Below are 19727 nucleotides of genomic sequence, written 5' to 3'. Positions count from 1 at the left end.
CTTCGGGGCGCTCCCCGGTCGCAGTAGGCTTCGGCGCGAGAGCCGGAGCCCCTGACCGATGGGGACACACCTGCCGAGGAGCGCCCCGCATGAGCGGGGCCGGAGCGGGGTTCGGCATCGGCAGCTCGGGAGGCAGCGGTACGGAACCGGTACCGGTCCCGTTCGCGGGCGTCGCCGTCGAACCGGCCGACGGCGAACCGACAGCCGCCGGTCCGGCCGACGGCGAACCGGCCGCGGGACCGGCCACCGGAGCGGCCGGAGGGACGGCCACGGGGGCGGTCGGAGGTACGGCGGGAGGTACAGCCACGGGAGCGGCTGGCGGTACGGCGGGAGGTACGGCCACGGGGGCGGCGACCGGCGCCGGCCCGGCCCCCGGGACCGGCGGGGCCTGCGGGGCTTGCGGCACCGGGGGGACCTGCGGGACCTGGGGGGCCTGCGAGGTCTCGGGGGCCTGCGGGAGGGGGTGGGGCTGCGGGGGAGTGTGCCCCGCGGGCACGTCCCGCACGGCCTCGTGACCGCCCGGGTGGCCCTCCCCGTGCCCGTCCGCGCCCGGTACGGCCTCCGGAAGCGGGCGGTCGGCCTCGGCCGGCGGCAGCGCGAACGGCGTCCGCGGCCCCGCCTCGGCGGCCGCGGCGCGCTCCTGCGCGGCGGCGAGCGCACGCCGCCGGCGCCCGGTCGGCCGCTCGCCCTCGCTCCCGGACGCGACCGAAGCACCGGAAGCACCGGGAATCGCGGGGACCCCAGGGGCCCCGGCGGCCTCGACGGCGGCCACGGCGACCGCGCCCTGCGGCGCGGTGGGCAGCGCCGGCGTCAGCGCGGGGGCACCGGACGGGTCGACGGCGACGCCCTGCGGCGGCACGGCGGCCCCGAGCGCGGCCCGCTCCTGGGCGCCCTCGGCGGCGGTCACCACGGAGCCCTCCGCCGGCCGGCCCCGGCGGCGGCCGGTCGGCTCGACGCCCGTGGACTGCTGGGCGGGGATCAGTTCGGCGGGGCCTGGAGCCTCCTCCGTACGGGCCCGGCGGCGTCCGCCCCCGGTCACCGCTCCGGCACCGCCCTCCGGGGCGATCGGGCTCTCCAGGAACGCGTCCGTGGACCCGCGCCGGGCCCGGCGTCGTCCGGAACCGCCGACGGTCCCGCCGCCCGAGGCCCCGCCGTCCGCCGGTCCGGAGGCCTGCGCCGGTCCGGAGGCCTGCGCCGGCAGCGCGGGCACGCCGCCCCCTGCCCGCTCGCCACCGGAAGCGCCCGGCGCGTCGTCCGCGCCCGGCTTCCCGGCTCCGGCTCCGGCCACGGCCAGGGCCGCGGACGCGGGCTTCTGCTCGGCCGCCGGAACGGTTCCCCGTCCCGCGCCGATCGGCACCTCCAGGACGTACGCGCCGCCGCTCGTCCCCGGCACCTCGTGGGTCTGCACGACACCGCCGTGCGCCGTCACGATGCCGCGCACGAGGGGGCCGTGGACCGGGTCGCCGCCCGCGTACGGGCCGCGGACCTCGATGCGGACGACCTCGCCGCGCTGCGCCGCCGCGACCACGATCGTCGAGTCGGCGGGGGCGGTGGCGCTCTGCGCCGAGGCGCGGGTCTTGCCGGTGGCGTCGACCCCGGCCACGTCCGCGACGAGGTGGGCGAGCGCGGTCGTCAGCCGGCCGGCGTCGACCTCGGCCTCGATCGGCGGCGCGTGCACGGCGAACTGCGCCCGGCCCGGGCCGATCAGCTCCACGGCCGCGTCGATGCCGCCGGTCACGATCCCGTCGAGGAGCGCGACCTCCTTGTCGAGCTCCTCCTCGCCGGCGGCCAGGCGCTGGTAGCCGAGGACGTTGTCGACGAGCGCGGTCATCCGGGCGTATCCGGCGACCAGGTGGTGCAGCACCTGGTTGGCCTCGGGCCACAGCTGCACGCCGTCGTCGGCGGCGAGCGAACCCAGCTCGCTCCGCAGCTCCTCCAGCGGCCCGCGCAGCGACTCGGCGAGGACGGCGGTCAGCTGGGCGTGCCGGGAGGCGAGCGCCGCGTACTTCTCCGCCTGCTCCTCGCGCTCGGCCGCGTGCCGCTCGGCCCGGTCGGCGAGCTCGACGGCGTGCTTCTCGACCAGCTCCTCGTACGGCCTGCGGTCGGTGAAGGTCATCACGGCGCCGACGAGCTGGTCCCCGTCCCGCACCGGCGCCGTCGTCAGGTCGACGGGCACCCGCTCGCCGCTCTTCGACCACAGGACCTGCCCGCGCACCCGGTGCTTGCGCCCGGACTTGAGGGTGTCGGCGAGCGGGGACTCCTCGTACGGGAAGGGGGTGCCGTCGGCGCGCTTGGCGAGGATCAGCGGGTGCAGCTCGGCCCCGCCGAGCTCGCCGGCCCGGTAGCCGAGGATCTGCGCGAAGGCGGGGTTCACGAGGACGACCCGGCCGTCGGTGTCCGTGCCGACGACGCCCTCGGCGGCGGCCCGCAGGATCATCTCGGTCTGGCGCTGCGAGCGGGCCAGCTCGGCCTCGGTGTCGAGGGTGCCGGTGAGGTCGCGGACGACGAGCATCAGCAGCTCGTCGCCGGTGTAGCCGCTGTACGAGTCGTACGCCTCGCGCCCGTCCTCCAGGCTGGCGCTGGTGACCTCGACCGGGAACTCGCCGCCGTCGGTCCGGCGGGCGATCATCCGCATCGGCTTGGTCCGGCCGCGCTCGTCCGCCGGGTCGGGGCGGCGCATCGAACCGGGGATCAGCCGCGAGTCGAAGTCGGGCAGCAGATCGAGCAGCCCGCGCCCGACGAGCGCGGTGCCGGGGGTCTCGAACATGCCGAGGGCGATGGTGTTGGCGTTGACGACCGTGCCGTTGCAGTTGACGAGCACGAGGCCGTCGGGGAGGGCGTCGAGTATGGCTGCGAGGCGAGCAGCGCCTCGGGATGGCCTGCTGCTCACGACGACGCTTCCTCCCTGACGCCTGCAATTGCCCACGGGGTGTGCCCCCGGTGTTCGCCGTCCGGCATGTGCCGTGACGGCGGGCCGGCCCCATCTTGCCCCTCGGGCGGCGGCCCTGTCACTGAGGGAGTCTAACGGCGCCCCCGAGCGTCAGCCCCGGACGCTCGGAAGGATCGGTTCCGCGTTCTTCCAGCGGTCGATCTCGCAGCCGTTCGCCCGGGAGAAACGGGCGTCGATCCGCCGCCCCTGCCAGACGCCCGTCACCTGGGCGGTCGCCGCCCCGCCGTACACCTGGGTGCACATCCGGTCCGCCGGCACCGGCGCGAAGGGGTCCTCCCCGGCGCGCGCGAAGCCCGCCAGGCGCTCACACGCCTCCGCGGCCGCCGGGTGGTCGCCCCCCGGCCGCTCGCCGCAGGTCAGCTCCCAGGTGCCGTCCGCCGCCGGGTTCCCGCTGCGGGAGACGGTCAGGGTCAGCGAGTCGGACCGGGGGACGGACTGCCGGTCGGCCCGCTGGTCGGCCTGCTGGTCGGAGGGCGAGAGCAGGGGCAGCGGCGGCACCGGCAACGGCACGGCCGAGGCGGCCCCGGCGGTGGTACCGGCGAGGGCGGCGGCGAGGACGAGACTGCGCAGCAGCATGGAACGACTCCGGACGAGGACGAGGACGAGGACGGAAATCGGAGGAGGCGGAGGGAGACCGGTCGGACACCCCCTCTAACGCTGCGGGCGCGCGGGCGTTGCGCAACCGGGGTGCGCCGGGCGGGGGCGCGCCGGGGCTTTGCCCTGGGCCCCGCCCGCCTAGTACGGTGAAAGCGATTGGTGACTCGAGGCTCGCCTGTGTCATCATCTGCACGCACCCCGCGCATGCGCGGGAGGCGAGGAGGCGTCGCCTAGTCCGGTCTATGGCGCCGCACTGCTAATGCGGTTTGGGCTTTATCGCCCATCGAGGGTTCAAATCCCTCCGCCTCCGCCCCAGGAAGCCCCGGCCCCAAGGCCGGGGCTTCCGCCGTTTCGCCGCCCGGGCTCCCCCTGCCCCCGGCCGCCTCCGCCGGCCGGACCTCCGCCGCTCCCGCCGTCCCACCGTTTCCGTGGGTTCCGCGATTTCCGCCGTTCCGGGAATCGTCCCCTTGCCCCGCATCCCGATCCGTGCGCGCCCGCCCGGCCCTCCGCGTGTGACCCCGGTCTCTTTCCGGGCCTTCCGCCGCGTTTCCGCCCCCGGAAGCCCCCGGTCCATCCCGCCTCCCACTTCCTCCCCCGAGGGCGTTTCCGCAGGTCAGAGGGGGTGGGGCAATCGGATTTCACATGACGGCGGCAGTCATGTAATGTTCTTCCTGTCGCCGCGAGCGGGCCGAAAGGCCGGGGAGCGGAGGCAAGAAAAAAGAACAAGCACTCGTAGCTTAACGGATAGAGCATCTGACTACGGATCAGAAGGTTGCAGGTTCGAATCCTGCCGAGTGCACACAGGTCAGAGGCCCCCTGGACATCGTCCAGGGGGCCTCTGACATCAGCGGATGACATCAACGTCCACGGCCGGACCGATCAGGCGGCGGGATCCTCCTCGGCCTGCTATCCCTCGTCCGGGTCGATGTCGTCCAGCCCCAGAGCGTCGTTCATTCGATCCGCAGCCGCCCGCAGGGTTGTCTGCATGACGTGGGCGTAGGTGTCGAGGGTCATCGTGATCGTGCTGTGCCCGAGCGTCTCCATGATGACTCGGGCATCCACCCCCTGGGCGAGCAGCAGCGAGGCGCAGGTGTGCCGGAGGTCGTGCACGCGGACGCGCCGCACCTTCGCCTTCGCGCAGAGGATCGTGAGCATGCGGTTCAGGCTGCGAGGGTCGGTCGCCCGCCCTGTGGACGTCGTGAAGATGAGCCCGCCCGGCTGGTGGTCGAGGGGCTTCCACTTCGCGCCGGCGACCTTCCGTTCCTCCTCCTGCGTGGCCCGGTGGGCGTGGAGCGCGTCCACGCACTTCTTCGGGAGCGAGACCGTACGGATGGAACGAGTGGTCTTGGGGGTGCCGAAGAGGAGTTCCCGCTTGATCCGCTGAAGGTTTCGGCGGACCCGGAGCTGCCCGGCCGCCAGGTCGAGGTCCGACCACGTGAGGGCGAGGACTTCCCCGCGCCGGAGCCCCGTAGAGACGAGCAGGAGCCACAGGGCGTAGAGCCGGTGGTCCCGCGCGGCCTTCAGGAGGAGTCGGGCCTCACCCGCGTCCAGCGGACGCACTTCCTCGCGCTGCACGGTGGGGGTCTCCACGATCTTGGCCACGTTACGGGCGATCAGTTCCTCGCGAACGGCCTGCTGGAGGGCGGACCGGAGCACGGCGTGGACGTACTGCACGGTCCGGGCCGACGGCCGGCGCTCGCAGCACTTCCTCACGGCGCAGCAGGACTGCTCCTCCTTCGGCCGGTCCGCGTCCACCCCGCGCAGGCAGCACAGGCACCCGTCCTTGAACGCGGCGAGGAACACCCGCACGTCGGTGGGGGAGAGCCGGTTGAGCCGTTTCTTGCCGAGGGCGGGCCGGATGTAGAGACGGGACAGCCCCTCGTAGCTGTTGAGCGTCGCAGGCTTCAGCCGGGTCGGGGCGATGGTGGCGAGCCAGTAGGTCAGGTAATCCCCGAATGCCATGGCCGACGTGGCGGCAGGAATGCCCTGGCGGGTCTTGCTCTGCATCTCGATGAGCTTGTCGCTCACCTCGTCGCGGGTCTTGCCGTAGACGAACTTCCGCGTCCGGGTCCCGTCCGGGCGGAAGACGTACGCGGCAGCCTGGTAGCGGCCGTCCGAGCGCTTCGTGATGGTGCCTTCGCCGTTCGCGCGCCTCTTGGCCATCAGGCAGTCTCCTCAAGCTTGTTGCGCATGTACGTGTGCAGGGAATCGAGCGGAATACGGCGGGCGCGGCCCTCGGTGTAGCTGGGCAGGGCGCCCGAGCGAAGCAGGTCGTAGACCTTGCTGCGGCTGTACTTCAGAGCGGCCATGACCTCTGGGACGGTCACGGCGGTGTGGCTGGTCGGGAGCGCGATGCTCACCCGTGCCTCCTCGCTGGCAGGCTGGGGCCGTTCGGCCCCCTTCTGGGAAGTCCGCTACATCCGCTACATCCGCTACATCGCAGGTCAGCGGGTGTTTTTGTGTAGCGGATGGGGGTCGATGTAGCGGCTACGCGCGCTTCGTCGCGTGGCGCGTGTAGCCGCTACATCGGGGGGTCTCCGCTACATCCGCACCGCCCCTGACCTGGGGTGTAGCGGATGTAGCGGATGTAGCGCTATGCCGGGACGGGGGGCGGGCAGTAGCGCTGCCACGCGTCTTCGAGGTCGGTGGCGTAGAAGCCCTTGAGGACGCCTCCGGTGGTGCGGATGTTGCGGGCGACGACGGGGGTGTTGTCGGCGGTCATGTACTCGCGGAGCATCTTGGACAGGCCCCGGGAGTCGAGGGGCCGGCCGCCCATGTCGGCCCAGGGGGCGTCGTCGAGGGAGTTGAGCTTGTCGAGGATCGCGACGGTGGGCAGGCGGTCCAGGCCGGCGAGGACGTGGTCGCGCAGGTCGGTCAGCAGCCGGATGCCCAGCGAGCCCTTGTCGTCGATCTGCGAGGCGTTGATCAGCTCCAGGCAGGCGGCGCGGGCCCGCTCGGGCCAGTCGCCTCCGGCCGCGTCGGCGACGGCGAGGAGGGGTTCCCACACGTCGGCGGGTCGGTCGGTGACCCCGTCGGGCATCTCGGGCCATGCCTCGCTGACGGGCTTGCGTACCTGGTCGGCCCAGCGGGCGAGGCGGTCGCGCAGGGCGTGTCCCTGCTTCATGTGGATGCGCTGGCGGTAGGGCTCGACCTTCTCGTTGCGGGCCCGCCGGCGCATGCGGACGATGACGGAGCGGGTCAGGACGGTGTCGGGCAGGGAGCCGAGTCCGGCCATGGCGACGGCGCAGTAGGAGTCGAAGACCTGGGCGTTCTGCTGGGAGCCCTCCCCGACGCAGCGCAGGGCGCCGCCGATGCGCCGGTATCCGGCGTTGAGGAAGCCGCGCAGGGCCTCGTCGGCGTTGGCCTTCGGGCCGAAGATGGTGTCCACCTCGTCGAACAGGACGGTGGGCAGTCCATCGGCCGACCCGACGAGCCGGTACAGCGCGTTCGCGGACGCGGAGACGGTGCTGACCGCGCGGGGCGTCAGCAGCTCGATGATCTCCAGGGCGCGGGACTTGCCGGAGCCGGGCTCCGGGGAGAGGAACGCGATCCTGGGGGTGGTCTCGAAGCAGTCGACGAGGTGGGCGTGGGCGTCCCACAGGGTCACGGCGACGTAGGCGGCCTCGCGCGGGAACACGTTGAAGCGGCGGTGGAACTGCTCGACCTCGTCGAGCAGGGCGGCCCCGTCGATGGGCTGCTGGTTCATGCGGCTTCCTTCCCCTGGGTCAGGAGCGGGCAGAGCGTGCGGTGTGCGGCGTGGTCGGCGATGAGCGCTGCGGCCTTGCGGTGGCCGAAGGCGGTCAGGTCCCGCCCGCAGGAGCACCAGGAACGGGCGGAGGGAGTGGCGCCGCGTCCGGGCGCGCAGATGTGGAGCTGCGCGAGGATCCTCGGCCCGGCGAGCAAGTGCGGGCCCAAGCCAGAGCGGACGCCTTCGGCGACGAGCTTTCGGCCGCCCACGGCCGGGGTGGGCCTGGGCAGTCGGGCGGTCATGCGACGGCTCCCAGGGCCGCGTTCATGCCGTTGGTGACGCAGCGGCGGGCGTACGGCGCGGGAACGCCGACGGCGATGGCAGCGGCGATCAGGTCCTCGGCGATGCCGTCGAGCCCGCAGGGGCCGGGGCAGACGGTGTGCCGGGCAGCGAGGAACCGCGCGGCCCCGTAGGCGGCGGTACCGGCGCCCTGCTCGGGGTGGGCCCTGATGTTGTCGAGTCCGCGCTCCAGACCGGTCTGGACGAAGGCGGGGGTGTGGCGGCATCCGGTGGCCACGTGGCGGTCCCAGCGGGGCAGGGTGGAAGAGTCCACGGCCGCCCGGGCGGGGGTGGACTCTTCCCTCTCGACCAGGGCGAGGACGGCCGGCGGCAGGGCCGCGATCGGGCCGGTGCCGGGGCCGAGCCACCGGGCGTAGGCCATCAGCGACTTGATGTCCACGCCGGGCCGGACCTTGTTCGCGGAGCGCATCGTGCCGGAGTAGATCCAGTGCTCCCCGCGCGTGGTCTCCACCGTCGTCGTGGGCGGGAGCGTGGCGCGGGCCCAGGTGACGGCGTCGGCGTTGTCGAGGTCGACGACGGTGACGCCGGCGCCGCCGGGGTGGTAGCCGATCGCCCGCGCCCGCCGCCACGCCGCCGCCCACTGCGGGGAGCCGAGAGTGCGGTGGTCGGTGGTGGCCGCCGCCCAGCCGTGGCAGGGCCACGGGCAGGCGCAGGGCCCGGGGGTCTTCATGTTCGGCCGTCCGCCGCAGGCGTTGTCGGTGCAGGTCCGGCAGTTGCCGAAGGGCCGTTTGTCGGCGCGCAGGGGCAGCACGGGCAGTCCGTGTTCGGCGAGGCCGAGGGCGGTGGTGGGGAGGCTGTTCACGCGGCCGCCCCCGTGCGGGTCTGGGTGAGGAAGGCGTTGCCGAGCCACTGGGAGAAGGCGGGCGGGATGGCCTCGGTCAGTTCCTCGCGGACGTCGGTCCAGTCGATGCCCATGGCGGCTTGGAGCTCGGGGATCGACGGCTTGCCGCCGCCGTTGCCGTAGGCGGCGACGTAGGGGCCGTCGAAGAACTCGCCGTGCCGCCACCCGCGCACCCGGCCCCGGTGCTTGGGGTGGGCGGGTCGGGTGGCGCTCCAGCGGCCGAGTTCGAAGTTGCGGTGTCGCAGGACGCCGAGGCTGAACATCTCGCCGCACAGGGTGACGTCCTTGCGGATCTCTGCCTTCCCGTTGGGCTGCTCGATGACGTAGGGCAGGCCGGATGCTTCCAGCAGCGTGCGGGTGGTGGGGACGAGGTCGACGTGGGTGCCGCCCCAGCCCATGGCCTGGTTGGTGCCGACGGTCAGTGCGCAGCCGGCCTGGCAGGGCGGGGAGGTGTGGATGAACGAGAAGCGTTCGATCTCCCCGGTGGAGATGAGGTCGGCGAGGAAGGTGAGGGCGTCGGCCTGGTGGAAGGTGAAGGGGTAGTTCGGGCGCGGGGCGATGTCGACGCCGACCACTGTGAATCCGGCCCAGTTGTAGCCGGTGCCTGCGCCGCCGGCGCAGCAGAAGAGGTCGAGCAGCCACGGTCGGTCGTCGCGTCGCCGGATGGGGAAGAGATGCGTCATGCTGGATGTCTCCAGTTCGTTGTTTGGCGGTCTGGAACGAGGGCGGCCCCGGTCTTTGGCGAGATGGGGGGCCGCCCTCGGCGTTGTTAGAAGGGCGGTTCGTTGCTGTGGCCGTTGCCCCACGGGTCGACGTACGGCTGCCGACGGCGCGGGAGTCGCGGGAGGGGGAGGAGGGGCCAGCGGCGGTCCTCGTCCCAGCAGGGGCAGGGGTCCCACTCGGTCCCGGCGTACTCGCCGGTGGTGTGGTCGCCGTAGTCCCGGTTGTGCCCGCCGGCGCCGTCGCAGGCGGGGCAGTCGGGGCGGGGGGTGTCGGTCAGGATGAGCGTGCGGCGGGGCCAGTGGGCCAGCCGGAGGCGCAGACGAAGCACGGGTAGTTCCTCAGAGGTTGGAGAGGGCGTCGGCGAGGGTGGCGGTGAGGTGGTTGATGGGGGTGGCGGCGCCGGTGGAGGCGAGGAGGAAGCCGAACATGGCGGCGGTGAAGGCGCTGCCGGGGCTGAGTTCCTTGGAGCGCAGGAGGAAGAACAGGGCGATGCCGAACAGGAGGATGAGCGAGACGGTGACGGCCATCGGGTGAGGTCTCCCTGGGAGGCTGCGGCCCGGGATTCCGGGCCTGTGAGGGTCCGGCAGGGGGCCGGGCGGGCCCCCTTTACCGGCCTTACCTTGCAGGTCAGAGGCCCTTACCGCCCCCATGACCGGGGTAAAGGGCCCCCTCTACTTCGCGGCCCCTGCCGGATGCTCCGGAAGCGGTCGCGCGAGGGTGGGTGATCTTGGGGTGGGTAGAGGGGGACCCCTCTACCGGCCGGCCGACAGCAGGATCTCGGCGGGCACGGCGGCCTCGATGTCCCGGCGCTGGTAGCCCGCGCCGTTGGCGCCGCTGATCTTCACCTGCTTGCTGGTCCGCTTCACCCCGGCGGCCTCCAGGGCGGAGGCGAGGGCCTCGGCGTTGTAGTCGCCGTAGGTGTCCTCGTCGATGTTGACGAGCCCGGCGAGCAGGTCGGTGGTGAACATGCGCGGGGAGTGGCGCATGACCTCCAGGACGTCGGAGACGATCGGCGGGACGGTGACGCCGGCCGCGTCGGCGGCGGCGGTGACGTCCCCGGCGGCGTCGCCGGTGAGCTGCCCCGTCTCCTCGCGCAGGGCCCGGCCCTTGCGGCACATCTGCGCGAACGTCGGCCCGTCGAGGTAGTCGGCCCGCACCGTCACGTACGACGCCGGACCGGTCACCAGCACACCCACGCCCTTGTGGTCCTCGGACAGGACCGAGGCGTCGGCGCCCTGGGCGGCCTTGCCCTTGCCCAGCACCATGTCGGAGCTGGTGCGGTCGACCACCTGGGTGGAGTAGCGGATGGTGATGATCTCCCGCAGCTTCGCGGGCACGGACTCGGCGTCGGGCCGCTGGGAGGCGAAGTTGGAGATGAACCCGGCGGCCGGCCCCCGGCGGGCGATGCGGCACAGGTCGTTGATGACCTGCTCGCGGTCCTCACGCTCCATCGCGGTGAAGTACTCCTGGAGTTCGTCGATGGTGACGAAGATGACCGGCAGGTTGTAGCGGGCGACGATCTCCGGGGTCAGCTTGCCCTCCGGGCACACCGACGTCGGCAGATCCCGCAGCAGCGCGAACCGCCGCTCCATCTCCCCCAGCAGCTCCGCGAGCATGGCCTTGAGGGCTTCGATGGCGTCGTCCTCGGCGCCCATGACGAGCCGGTGGGCGACGGCCTTCATGGGCATCCAGTCGGCGCCGCCCTTGCCGTCGGCGACGTAGTGCCGCACGTACGGGTCGAGGAGGCCGGCGGCGGTGAGGAGGCGCTGGGTGAAGGTCTTGCCCCGGCGGGGCAGGCCGCCGAAGAACATCGACTGCCACATCACCGGCACGTTGATGCGGATGCCGCGGGCGTCCTGGCCGAAGGGGACCGGCTCCCAGATGGAGAACCGCTCGGCCTTCTCCAGCGGTGACGGGTTCGGCGTGCCGAGGTAGGGGTCGTCGTCGGCGACCCACATGGAGACGCGGCCGGCGTTGCCGCCGTTGGCGGCGCGGACGCGGGACATGATGACCTGGATCTCGTCCACGCCGAGTTCCTGGGCGATGACCTCGCGCTTCGCGAGGACGTCGGAGGCGGTTTTGCCGCCGCCCCTAGGCATGTCGAAGATCACCGACCAGCCACGGCCGTCGCGGACGGGGCACATCGTGCACGACACGCGCGGAAGGTCCTTCTCGTCCTTGCCACTGCCGCTTTTGAGGAGGCCGGCGGCCCGCAGCGCGTCGTTGAGCTGCTGCGCGGACATGTCCACCCGGATCGGCGGCGCCGCCTGGTCCAGCAACCGCGTCTCCTCACCCCGCCCCAGGTGGGCGAGGGGGATGGTGACGGCGGCACCGATCCCGGCCTGAAGGAGCGGATCGGCAAGCATGATGCCGGTCGCGGCCGCCGCGACGCCGACGGCGGCGATCCCGAACCGCCACCGACGGGTCCGGGTCCGCTCCGCGTAGGCGGCCTGATGCCGGGCCGCCAGCTCGATGTCCTCCGGGCGGACCTTCAGCTGCGCCTTCAAAGCCTTGACGGTCGCGGACTGCTCCTGCGCGGACAGCGTCGGCCAGATGCCGGCGATCGCGCGGTAGAAGCCTCGGGCGGCGAGCAGCACGGTCTTGAACAGGTATTTCGGGGTGCGGACGGCGTGGTAGCGGGTGTGCCACCAACCGAGTCGGCACAGGGCGGTGGTGTTCTCCCGCAGCGACTTCACCGACCGGGCCCACACCGGCAGGATCGGCCCGTCCGGCACGGTCAACCAGTCCGCGAGCGGGTTACCGGGAAGGTCGATCACGTCCACGCCGGTGCCCTCGCCCGACTCGGCGGGGGCGGGGGAGGGTTCGGTGGGCTTGGTGAGGTCTATGGGCAGGGTGTCGGTGCGGGCGGATCGGTGGTCGTCAAGGCTGACCACCGTCGCTTCGGCCAGAGGCTCGGTCATGATGGGGGTTCTCCTGCTGCTCGAAAGAGTGGAGGGGAGATGGGCCCGGGGCGGTCGGGATGCTTGGCGGCTGTCGGCCGCCCCGGGGCACAGCTACTTGCCCTTGCCGCGGGCGTTCTTCTCCGCGCGGTCGCGGGCGCGGTCCAGGAGCTTGTCGACCTTCTTCTCCAGGTCGCCCTGGTAGACGTTCTCGCCGGCGATGCCGCGCTTGGCCATCCGGGCGACGTACCAGCCGAACTTCACGCCCTCGCCGACAGTCAGCGGCGGGTGGTCCGGGTCGTACTCGTTGCTCTTCTTGGCGGCCACGATCGGGTCCCTTCCGGGGCCGGGGCTGTCCCGGCTCCCCTTCCACCCCCGACCGCGCGGGTCGGGGGTGGGCAGGCAGCCGTCAGCGGCGGCGCAGGGACTTACGGGCCTTGCCCACGTTCTTCACGGCGTTCGCGCCGTCGGTGCCGCCGACGGACTTCACGACGGTCACGACTCCCCAGGCCATGGCGACGGCGAGGAACGCGAGCAGGGCGAGGTTCGCGGCGATCGCGGTCAGCGCGCCGACGAGGAGGGGGCCGAAGTAGACGCCGGCGGCGACGGTGCCGGCGCCGATGCCGGAGCCGAGCGCGATCCGCTGCACGGTGCGGTCCGGCGGGGCCTGGTGGATGTGCTGGATGACCTGTGGCACCGGACCCGGCTGGACCGGGGCGGGGAGCTGGTCGGCGTAGGCGTAGGTGCCGTCCGGGAGTTGCACGACCCGGATCGGCTCGGGGAGGTTGCTCATGGCGGGACTCCTTCGCGCCGCTCAGGCGGCGGTCGTGTCGGGGTAGGCGCAGGGGCTGCACATGCCGAGCGAGGGCGGGATGCGGTATCCGGTGTCCCGCCCGCACGCGGGGCAGACCCGGCGGGCCGCGTTCGCCCGAGCCAGGGCGGCCCGCTTGGCCGGGGTCATCGGCCGGACCGGGCGGGCGAGGTCGATGCGGTAGAGGTAGGCGACCAGAGGGCCGCGCCGGCGGCGGGGGCGTTCGAGCTGGGCCACGACCGGCTGACCGCCCGGCCGCAGCCCCATCGCTCGGAGCTGCCGGAACGTCGCCAACCCCTCCGGCGCCAGCCGCCAGCGGTAGACCGGGAGCGTGCTCACGCGGCCTCACCCCGCTCGGCGCGCAGGGTCTCGCGCAGCCAACGGCCCTTCTCCGGCGACGTGCGAACCGCCCGCCGGATCCGGTCGGCCGTCAAGTTCTCCACCGGCCACGACTCGGTCAACTGCCTTGCTTCAGCAAGCAGTTCGTCTCGCGTACGGCGCGGGACGGGAGTCTTCGCCGCGTCCGGCACCCGGTGGGTCACCCGCTCGACCGGAGCCGCCTGCTCGGCCGCGACGACCCGCATCGCCGCTCGACCGGTCGACTCGACCGGAACGGGCGGGGTGGACTCTTCCTCGTCCGCCGGGCCGGGGTCGGCCGGGGCGGGGGCGAGGGCGGGAAGCGGCTGGTCAGAGGTAGACCGTTCCGTACCGGTCCATTCCGATTCCTCCGCATTCGCGGGGTCGACCGGTCGAGTCGACCGGTCGACCTCCAGCTCCACCGTGACGGCCTGCTCCGGCTCGACCGGTCCGGCGACGGCGGGGGCGAGAGTGGTGGCGCCGAACATGTCGGCGAGGGCGGCGTGGGCGCCGGCGGTGACCTTCTCGCGCTGGGCGTCGACCAGTCGGGTGCCCAGGACGATGTCACCGGCGCCGACCTTCTTCGCGAGCTTCCACGACTCCAGCTCCGCCTTCTTGCGGACCTTCGGGTCGGGGTGCCGCTCGGCCATCGCCCGCTGATACGCGAGTGCCTGCACCAGATCGGCGGCGTGGGCTTCGGCTTCGGCGTCGCGGCCGTCGCGGTAGACGACGATCCGCCGGGCCAGGAACGCGGCGCCCTCGGCGGAGGCGGTCATGCCCATGGGGGTGAGGGCGTAGATCACGACCTCGCCGGGAGTGGTGGCGGCGGTGGCGGACATGGCGGCTGCGGTGGCGGGAAGAGCCCACAGCCCCGCCCGGATCACCTTCGGCGAGGATTGGCCCAGCAGGGTCAGGCCGAGGAGGACGATGGCGAGGACGGCGGTGGCGCCCTCGCCGGCCGCGACCGCGCCGACGGCGGTGCCGGAGCCGTAGGCGGCCTTGATGTTCGTGTAGGTGCCGTACCCGCCGGCGCCGCCCGTGACCAGCATCGGCACGAACGCCGCCCCCAGCACCACCCGCTGGAGCGTGCCCAGTTCCCGGCCGCCGGTCATGCCGCACCGACCAGGGCGATCACTGCGGCGGCCGCCAGCAGGGCGCCGGCGAGGTAGGTGAGGTCGATGGCCCGCTGGAGGCGGGCGAACTTGGTCACCGCGATCCGGGAGAGGTTCGCGATCTCCTCGGCCCGCCGGTCCTCGGCGAACGCCGTACGGATCTCCTCTGCGCTGAGCGTGGCCCACTTCGGGAACCCACCACCCCCACCGAGGTTGGGCCGTACCGCCCGGAGCAGCAGTGCCACGACCGCCAGCAGCACGACCGCGCCCGCGCCGCCGACGACCAGGGCGGCGGGGTGCAGGGGCTTGTTGCTCGCGACCGCCCAGACGGCCGCGAGCGCGGCGCCGGTGAACGCCAGCAGCAGCGACGCCTTCGTGTCGGTGCGCGCCAGCTCCGCCTTGACCTCGGCGTGCGCGGCGGTCAGCGCGGTGTCGGTGTGCGTCATGCGGCACCGCCCGACTGCGCCAGGCCGGCGCGGTTGGTCAGGTTACGGCGCTCGTCCAGCACCCTGTTACGGGCCCGGCGGATCCGCCGCTCGTCCAGCACCGTGGCCGGACGGTCCAGCATCCAGATCTCCACGTCCAGCAGGTCGATCTCCGCCGCGATCAGCGGCATCTCCCGCTCGATCGCGTCCAGCTCCGCGTCCGACGGCTCACCGTCGAACGGGTTGGCCGTAACAACGGCCTGAAGTGCAGCGATGGACTTCATTGGGTCGTGCTCCCTTCACAGCAGGGGGTAGGAACGGCCCGAACGAGGCCCCGGTGTTCCCGCACCGGGGCCTCACGCCGTGTGGAACCAACCGGCTCCCCTCAACCCCGCCCGTACGGCACCCCACGAAGGGGACCGGACGGACGGAGGAGGCAACCGGCCGCAGCCGCCGAGAAGGCAGGTGCGGAGTGGTTGAGCTGCGCTGATCCGTACGCGGGGACAGAACCCGCGTACGCCGCCCGCTTGTCGCTGGAGGGGGGCGGATGCCTCAGCACGCTGTTCAGTTCTCAAGGGCCAGTCGCTTCCATCGAGACCCTTCCGGGGACCCTCCGGGCGCCGGGAGCAGCCCAAAGAAGGCCCTCCCGCGCTCCGCTGTCCTAGGACTGCGGAGCGCTTGAGAAGACAATGGCGCACAGTCCTAGGACTGTCAACAGTCCTAGGACTGTGTTTGACTGGAGTCAGTCGAGAGGAGTTCGCGTGGCACCGAAGTGGCGGGAACTGGCGGACAAGATCGCGGAGCAGATCAGGAACGGCGAGTACGCTCCGGGCGCGCGGCTTCCGCAGATCAGGGACCTGGTGGAGGCGGGTGAAGGATCAAAAGCAACGGTGCACGCCGCCTACAAGGCGCTCGAAGCGGAGGGGCTGGTCACCTCCTCCCGAGGGCACGGCACCGTCGTGCGTGAACGTGCTCCGCTGAAGCGGCTAGGCATTGCCCGGTACGACAAGGCGAAGTGGCGGGACGGCGACGAGGTGGCGTTCATTGCTGACCGAGTCGCCTCTGGACGGGCCTACAAGCGCAACGAGCAGACGCAGTCGGTCAGTCGGGTGCCGGCGTCAGCCGATGTCGCTGCGGCACACGGTCTGCCTGAGGGGGCCTACGTGTACGCGCGTGCCCGCCTGGTGAAGGAGGGCGATCAGCCGACTCACACGCTGACCAGCTACTACAGGCCCGAGCATGTCGAGGGGACGAGGATCGTCGACCCGACGCCGGGACCCGCGGGCAGGGGCGGCGGCTTCCGGGTTCTCTACGACGCCGGGTACGAGATCGACCACATGCGGGAAGAGCTGTTCGCGCGGGCCGCGAAGCCCGAGGAAGCCGAACAGCTCAAGCTCATGCCGGGTGAGTGGGTCGTCGAACTCCACCGGACCACGTACACGGCGGACGGAACCGTTGTGGAGTTCGCTGTAGGCGTCCACGCTGCCACGCGCTTCGCGTGGGCCTACGACTTCAAGGTGCCTGACTCGGCCGCAGGGGAGGGGCAGTGATCTCCGCGCAGGACTGGAGCGATGCCCACAGGTTGTGGGACTTCCAGCAGATGGGGCACGAGGTGCGGCCCTGCTCTGTGGGCATCGGTCTGGGTAGCCACGACCTAGGTGTCGCCGACGCGACCGTCGGTCTCTACCGGCGGGGAATGTTCCCGCTCATGGTCTTCACCGGCGCCACCAGCCGCACCACCAAGGGGCGAATGCCCAGGGGGGAAGCCGAGCACTACCGCGAGCGGGCGCTCGAACTCGGAGTGCCGGAGTCGGCGATCCTGGTCGAGCCGCACGCGAGGAACACGGGCGAGAACATCCGCTTCTCGCGGTCCGTGCTTCACGATCACGGGACGCACGTCTCGTCGATTCTTCTCGTCAGCAAGCCGTACGAGGAGCGGCGCGCGTACGCGACAGCGCGCAAGTTGTGGCCCGACGTCGACGTCGTGAGCGCCTCCACGAACATGCGGCTGGAGGAGTACGTCGACTCGATCGGCGATGCCCGCCTTGTACTGGACATGCTGGTCGGCGCTCAGCAGCGGCTGCTTGTCTATCCAGAGCGGGGCTTCACGATCACCCAGGAAGTCCCCGAGGACGTTCTTGGGGCCTATGAGCGGCTAAGGCAGGCAGGGTTCGTCAGTCGCCTCATGGCAGAGTGAGCTGAGCTGAGCAGAGCGGCAGGACTGACATCAGTCACTGACATCAACGCCCACGCACGCTGGCGGACGCCCACAGATATGGGGCCGTGCCCTTTGCCGCGTAGTGCGGGGAACCAACCAGTGAGGTGCGGGGTAGCACGCGCCTACGGATCAGAAGGTTGCAGGTTCGAATCCTGCCGAGTGCACACAGGTGAGAGGCCCCGGAGAGATCCGGGGCCTCTTGCGTTGCGTCGGGGCTGGGGACAAGGCGACGCGATCGATCCCGGGACGCGCCCCCTGGAGATCCGCGGCCGGGCGGGCGACTTCTCGACCCGTGTGGACCACGCGTCGGCCGGCGCCGTCGCGTCGGTCCGGTCGGGCCGCGCGTGTGCCGGCCGGTGGGGGTTCGGGTCGTTGCCAGGAGGGGTTCGAGTGGGGTTAGGTTCGGGTGATCGTATTTTTTGACTGAAAAGTGGGGGGTAAGGGCATGGCGCTCTTCGGGAACGCGCACGCGATCGATCCGGCGCAGGCGCAGCAGGACTACGCGCGGCTGCTCGGGCAGGGGGAGCAGGTGCACGCCGCGTACCTGCTCATCCGTGACGTCATCTTCTTCACGGACCGGCGGCTCGTGCTCGTCGACAAGCAGGGCATCACCGGCAAGAAGGTCGAGTACCACTCGATCCCGTACCGGAGCATCACCCACTTCGCCGTCGAGACGGCCGGGACCTTCGACCTCGACGCCGAGCTGAAGATCTGGATCTCGGGCCAGCAGCTGCCCGTCACCAAGACCTTCACCAAGGGCGTGGACATCTACGAGGTGCAGGCGATCCTCACCCAGTTCGTCGCCCGCTAGGGCTCGCTGACGGCGGTTCAGGCGCCGTCGGACACCGCGCGAAGGCCCCGGGTTTGCCCGGGGCCTTCCCCTTTTGGGTGAACCCGTCCGATGTGCATGTCATTTGAATATGCCGTCGGCCTACCGTGCGCGGTGGAGGTGATGATCGTGGACGCGATCGACATCGATGACTTCGTACGGACCGCCGCCGGGGGACGGCTGAGGCGGCTGACCGCCGTCGACGGGGCGCACTGGTTCCCCCTCGTGGACGTGGCCCGGCGGCTCGGGTACGCCGGGCCGCGCGAGGCGCTGAGGGCCGTGGCCCTGCCCCCCTGGTGCCTTGCGCCGGCCCGCGAGCTGGCCCCCACCCCGGACATACTCGCGCGCAGTGGCATCCGCGGCACCGCGCGGATGGTGAGCCTCCCCGGCCTGGTGCAGCTCGTCACGGCCTGCCGCTCGCCCGAGGCCGGGCCGTTCCGGTCCTGGGTGGGGGAGCTGGTGGCCGAAGTGCAGCGGCACGGCGGCTACGGGCTCGAACCGGCGCCCGCGCACGGCGGGTTCGTGCTGCCGCCCGAGCTCGTCGACGTCCTCGTACGGCTGGAGGGGACGCTCGACGAGGGAGCCGCGCACCTCGCGGAGTGCGCCGAGTACGCGGAGCTGCTGCGGGAGACGCGGCGCAGCCTCTCAAGGGTCGCCGACTCCCTTGAGCACCGGTTCGCCGTGCCCCGGCAGCGGGGCGCCGCGACGGCGCCGGCGCTGAGCGCGCAGGAGCTCGTCGAGTCCTGGGAGATCAGCGGCGACCTGCGGGCCGTCGCCAGCTTCCTCGCCCCCGCCCTGATCCGCGGCGGCGTCCGCTGCCGCCCGCAGGACGTCACCCGGCGCACCGGCCTCTCCGGCGAGCGCGTCCGCGACTGCGTCCGGCGGCTCATCGAACGGGGGTGCATGCGCGAGGTCGGCGACCCCTGCCCGGACGGGACCCGGATCTACGTGCTGCCCTGACCGCCCCGGGCCGGGCGCGGGGGCGGGAGACTGGGGGGGAGGGGCGGGTCGGCGGTGCGGGGAGGTGGCCGGGACGGTGTGGCGCAGCGGTGGGGTCGGATGGGCCGGCGGCTCGCCCGGCCTCCGGTGGTGGGGCGGGCGGGTGAGCCCGGTCGCGTACGGGCGGGAGCTCGCCTTCCGGGCCGTGGGCGGGCGGGCCTGCGCAGGGGTGCGGGGAAACCCCTGCCCCACCGGCGCCCCCGTGCCGGGGCGGTCCACCGGCGGGCTCTGCCCCGCGTGCGCGCGGCTCGACCGGGCCCACTCCGTCGCCGCCGACACCTTCGCCGACGACCCCCGCCCCTACCGCGTCTACCTCGCCTGGTTCGGGACCGGCACCGTCAAGGTCGGCATCACCGGCGAGCACCGGGGCTCCGTGCGGCTGCTCGAACAGGGGGCCGTCGCCTTCTGCTGGCTCGGACGCGGGCCGCTGATGGCCGCCCGGCGGACGGAGGAGGTGCTGCACCAGGCGCTCGGCGTGCCCGACCGGGTGTCGTACGAGCGGAAACGGGCCCTGCGGGCCGGCCTGCCGGACGCCGGCGCCCGGCGGGCGGAGATCGAGGAGCTGTACGGGCGGGCCCTCGGCGTCACCGGCTGGGGCGAGACCCTCGACGCGCTGCCGTTCACCCCGTACGACCATGGGGACGCCTTCAACCTGTCGTCGCTGCCCCCGCCCGACGGGACGGTCACCGAACTCGTCGACGGCGGGGTCGTCACCGGGCGGGTGCGCGCCGCCGCCGGGCCCGACCTGCACCTGCTCGCCCCCGACGGACGCCACCTCGTGCTCGACGGGCGGCTCCTCGGCGGATGGGGGCTGGAACGGGGCGGGGAGGACGAGCCCTGGAGCGTGCCGGTCGGGGCCGTACCGGAGACCGGGGGCGAGCAGGACGCGCTGTTCTGACCGGCCGGGGCCCTTCGTA

21 protein-coding genes, 2 tRNA genes and 1 pseudogene are annotated in these 19727 nt (G+C 72.6%); 7 read left to right on the top strand and 17 right to left on the bottom strand.

Annotation, left to right across the window (positions count from 1 at the left end):
• Positions 1-2890: PAS domain-containing protein (locus AB0E83_RS14325; RefSeq protein ID WP_362110112.1), on the bottom strand; the 2890-nt coding region annotated here is incomplete at its 3' end.
• A 150-nt stretch (positions 2891-3040) separates the two neighbouring features.
• The gene (locus AB0E83_RS14320) at positions 3041-3526 is read right to left on the bottom strand and encodes an SSI family serine proteinase inhibitor (RefSeq protein WP_362110110.1); all 486 of its coding nucleotides are present in this window, start codon (positions 3524-3526) and stop codon (positions 3041-3043) included.
• Between the two features lie 240 nt (positions 3527-3766).
• Here AB0E83_RS14320 and AB0E83_RS14315 point away from each other — a divergent pair.
• Together AB0E83_RS14315 and AB0E83_RS14310 are read left to right on the top strand one after the other, a co-directional pair.
• Positions 3767-3857: transfer RNA gene (locus AB0E83_RS14315), tRNA-Ser, on the top strand.
• A gap of 416 nt (positions 3858-4273) precedes the next feature.
• Positions 4274-4346 (top strand) — tRNA-Arg (locus AB0E83_RS14310).
• A gap of 107 nt (positions 4347-4453) precedes the next feature.
• Here the strand turns inward: AB0E83_RS14310 and AB0E83_RS14305 are convergent.
• From AB0E83_RS14305 to AB0E83_RS14235, 15 genes and pseudogenes are all read right to left on the bottom strand, one after another.
• Positions 4454-5710, bottom strand: a complete 1257-nt coding sequence (locus tag AB0E83_RS14305) for a tyrosine-type recombinase/integrase (protein ID WP_362110108.1) — start codon at positions 5708-5710, stop codon at positions 4454-4456.
• On the bottom strand, positions 5710-5907 hold the full coding sequence (locus tag AB0E83_RS14300) for a helix-turn-helix domain-containing protein (RefSeq protein WP_362110106.1): 198 nt from the start codon (positions 5905-5907) through the stop codon (positions 5710-5712). Before AB0E83_RS14300 ends, AB0E83_RS14305 begins: the two co-directional genes overlap by 1 nt.
• Before the next feature lie 127 nt (positions 5908-6034).
• A pseudogene (locus tag AB0E83_RS14295) lies at positions 6035-7253 on the bottom strand (DUF3631 domain-containing protein).
• A complete protein-coding gene (locus AB0E83_RS14290; RefSeq protein WP_362110104.1) occupies positions 7250-7462 on the bottom strand; it encodes a hypothetical protein in 213 nt (70 codons plus the stop codon). The pseudogene AB0E83_RS14295 and the gene AB0E83_RS14290 overlap by 4 nt, the downstream one beginning before the upstream one ends.
• Positions 7463-7533: 71 nt before the next feature.
• Complete coding sequence (locus AB0E83_RS14285) at positions 7534-8397, bottom strand: bifunctional DNA primase/polymerase (RefSeq protein WP_362110102.1); 864 nt, start codon at positions 8395-8397, stop codon at positions 7534-7536.
• On the bottom strand, positions 8394-9119 hold the full coding sequence (locus tag AB0E83_RS14280) for a DNA methylase (RefSeq protein ID WP_362110100.1): 726 nt from the start codon (positions 9117-9119) through the stop codon (positions 8394-8396). The genes AB0E83_RS14285 and AB0E83_RS14280 overlap by 4 nt, the downstream gene beginning before the upstream one ends.
• An 86-nt stretch (positions 9120-9205) precedes the next feature.
• A complete protein-coding gene (locus AB0E83_RS14275) occupies positions 9206-9487 on the bottom strand; it encodes a hypothetical protein (RefSeq protein WP_362110098.1) in 282 nt (93 codons plus the stop codon).
• Positions 9488-9497: 10 nt separating this feature from the next.
• Positions 9498-9686, bottom strand: coding sequence for a hypothetical protein (locus tag AB0E83_RS14270; protein ID WP_362110096.1), 189 nt, complete (start codon positions 9684-9686; stop codon positions 9498-9500).
• A 225-nt stretch (positions 9687-9911) separates the two neighbouring features.
• Positions 9912-12080: an FtsK/SpoIIIE domain-containing protein gene (locus tag AB0E83_RS14265; protein ID WP_362110094.1), complete on the bottom strand. Its 2169-nt coding sequence runs from the start codon at positions 12078-12080 to the stop codon at positions 9912-9914.
• 93 nt (positions 12081-12173) lie between these two features.
• Positions 12174-12386 carry a DUF6257 family protein gene (locus tag AB0E83_RS14260; RefSeq protein WP_362110092.1) on the bottom strand — a complete coding sequence of 71 codons (213 nt, stop codon included), beginning with the start codon at positions 12384-12386 and terminating at the stop codon, positions 12174-12176.
• 82 nt (positions 12387-12468) lie between these two features.
• Positions 12469-12852 (bottom strand): DUF6251 family protein, encoded by a 384-nt coding sequence (locus AB0E83_RS14255; RefSeq protein WP_362110090.1) that lies wholly within the window; start codon positions 12850-12852, stop codon positions 12469-12471.
• 21 nt (positions 12853-12873) lie between these two features.
• Positions 12874-13209: an RRQRL motif-containing zinc-binding protein gene (locus AB0E83_RS14250; RefSeq protein WP_362110088.1), complete on the bottom strand. Its 336-nt coding sequence runs from the start codon at positions 13207-13209 to the stop codon at positions 12874-12876.
• Entirely contained in the window at positions 13206-14339 is a 1134-nt protein-coding gene (locus AB0E83_RS14245) for a conjugal transfer protein (protein ID WP_362110086.1), read from the bottom strand. Before AB0E83_RS14245 ends, AB0E83_RS14250 begins: the two co-directional genes overlap by 4 nt.
• On the bottom strand, positions 14336-14785 hold the full coding sequence (locus tag AB0E83_RS14240; protein WP_362110084.1) for a Pycsar system effector family protein: 450 nt from the start codon (positions 14783-14785) through the stop codon (positions 14336-14338). Before AB0E83_RS14240 ends, AB0E83_RS14245 begins: the two co-directional genes overlap by 4 nt.
• Entirely contained in the window at positions 14782-15048 is a 267-nt protein-coding gene (locus AB0E83_RS14235; RefSeq protein WP_362110082.1) for a DUF6284 family protein, read from the bottom strand. Before AB0E83_RS14235 ends, AB0E83_RS14240 begins: the two co-directional genes overlap by 4 nt.
• 477 nt (positions 15049-15525) lie before the next feature.
• On the opposite strand from AB0E83_RS14235, the gene AB0E83_RS14230 reads away from it, so the two are divergent.
• The 5 genes from AB0E83_RS14230 (at position 15526) to AB0E83_RS14210 (ending at position 19708) form a co-directional block, all read left to right on the top strand.
• The gene (locus tag AB0E83_RS14230) at positions 15526-16314 is read left to right on the top strand and encodes a GntR family transcriptional regulator (protein WP_362110080.1); all 789 of its coding nucleotides are present in this window, start codon (positions 15526-15528) and stop codon (positions 16312-16314) included.
• A complete protein-coding gene (locus AB0E83_RS14225) occupies positions 16311-16961 on the top strand; it encodes a YdcF family protein (protein WP_362110078.1) in 651 nt (216 codons plus the stop codon). The genes AB0E83_RS14230 and AB0E83_RS14225 overlap by 4 nt, the downstream gene beginning before the upstream one ends.
• Positions 16962-17427: 466 nt before the next feature.
• Positions 17428-17793 (top strand): PH domain-containing protein, encoded by a 366-nt coding sequence (locus AB0E83_RS14220; RefSeq protein ID WP_043224835.1) that lies wholly within the window; start codon positions 17428-17430, stop codon positions 17791-17793.
• Between the two features lie 147 nt (positions 17794-17940).
• Positions 17941-18771 (top strand): BRO family protein, encoded by an 831-nt coding sequence (locus AB0E83_RS14215; RefSeq protein WP_362110076.1) that lies wholly within the window; start codon positions 17941-17943, stop codon positions 18769-18771.
• A 64-nt stretch (positions 18772-18835) separates the two neighbouring features.
• Complete coding sequence (locus tag AB0E83_RS14210; protein ID WP_362110074.1) at positions 18836-19708, top strand: DUF2797 domain-containing protein; 873 nt, start codon at positions 18836-18838, stop codon at positions 19706-19708.
• Positions 19709-19727 lie beyond the last annotated feature (19 nt).

The sequence above is a fragment of the Streptomyces sp. NPDC035033 genome (assembly GCF_040636735.1).
GTDB lineage: Bacteria > Actinomycetota > Actinomycetes > Streptomycetales > Streptomycetaceae > Streptomyces.
The sequence above is the reverse complement of the archived record's forward strand: the minus strand, read 5'-3'. Positions and strand labels throughout refer to the sequence as shown.

What these genes read in the sequence shown, in the direction of transcription:
- AB0E83_RS14320 (WP_362110110.1), bottom strand. Translation starts at nt 3,526, where the DNA reads ATGCTGCTGCGCAGTCTCGTCCTCGCCGCCGCCCTCGCCGGTACCACC.
- AB0E83_RS14305 (WP_362110108.1), bottom strand. Translation starts at nt 5,710, where the DNA reads ATGGCCAAGAGGCGCGCGAACGGCGAAGGCACCATCACGAAGCGCTCG.
- AB0E83_RS14280 (WP_362110100.1), bottom strand. Translation starts at nt 9,119, where the DNA reads ATGACGCATCTCTTCCCCATCCGGCGACGCGACGACCGACCGTGGCTG.
- AB0E83_RS14270 (WP_362110096.1), bottom strand. Translation starts at nt 9,686, where the DNA reads ATGGCCGTCACCGTCTCGCTCATCCTCCTGTTCGGCATCGCCCTGTTC.
- AB0E83_RS14265 (WP_362110094.1), bottom strand. Translation starts at nt 12,080, where the DNA reads ATGACCGAGCCTCTGGCCGAAGCGACGGTGGTCAGCCTTGACGACCAC.
- AB0E83_RS14255 (WP_362110090.1), bottom strand. Translation starts at nt 12,852, where the DNA reads ATGAGCAACCTCCCCGAGCCGATCCGGGTCGTGCAACTCCCGGACGGC.
- AB0E83_RS14245 (WP_362110086.1), bottom strand. Translation starts at nt 14,339, where the DNA reads ATGACCGGCGGCCGGGAACTGGGCACGCTCCAGCGGGTGGTGCTGGGG.
- AB0E83_RS14240 (WP_362110084.1), bottom strand. Translation starts at nt 14,785, where the DNA reads ATGACGCACACCGACACCGCGCTGACCGCCGCGCACGCCGAGGTCAAG.
- AB0E83_RS14235 (WP_362110082.1), bottom strand. Translation starts at nt 15,048, where the DNA reads ATGAAGTCCATCGCTGCACTTCAGGCCGTTGTTACGGCCAACCCGTTC.
- AB0E83_RS14220 (WP_043224835.1), top strand. Translation starts at nt 17,428, where the DNA reads ATGGCGCTCTTCGGGAACGCGCACGCGATCGATCCGGCGCAGGCGCAG.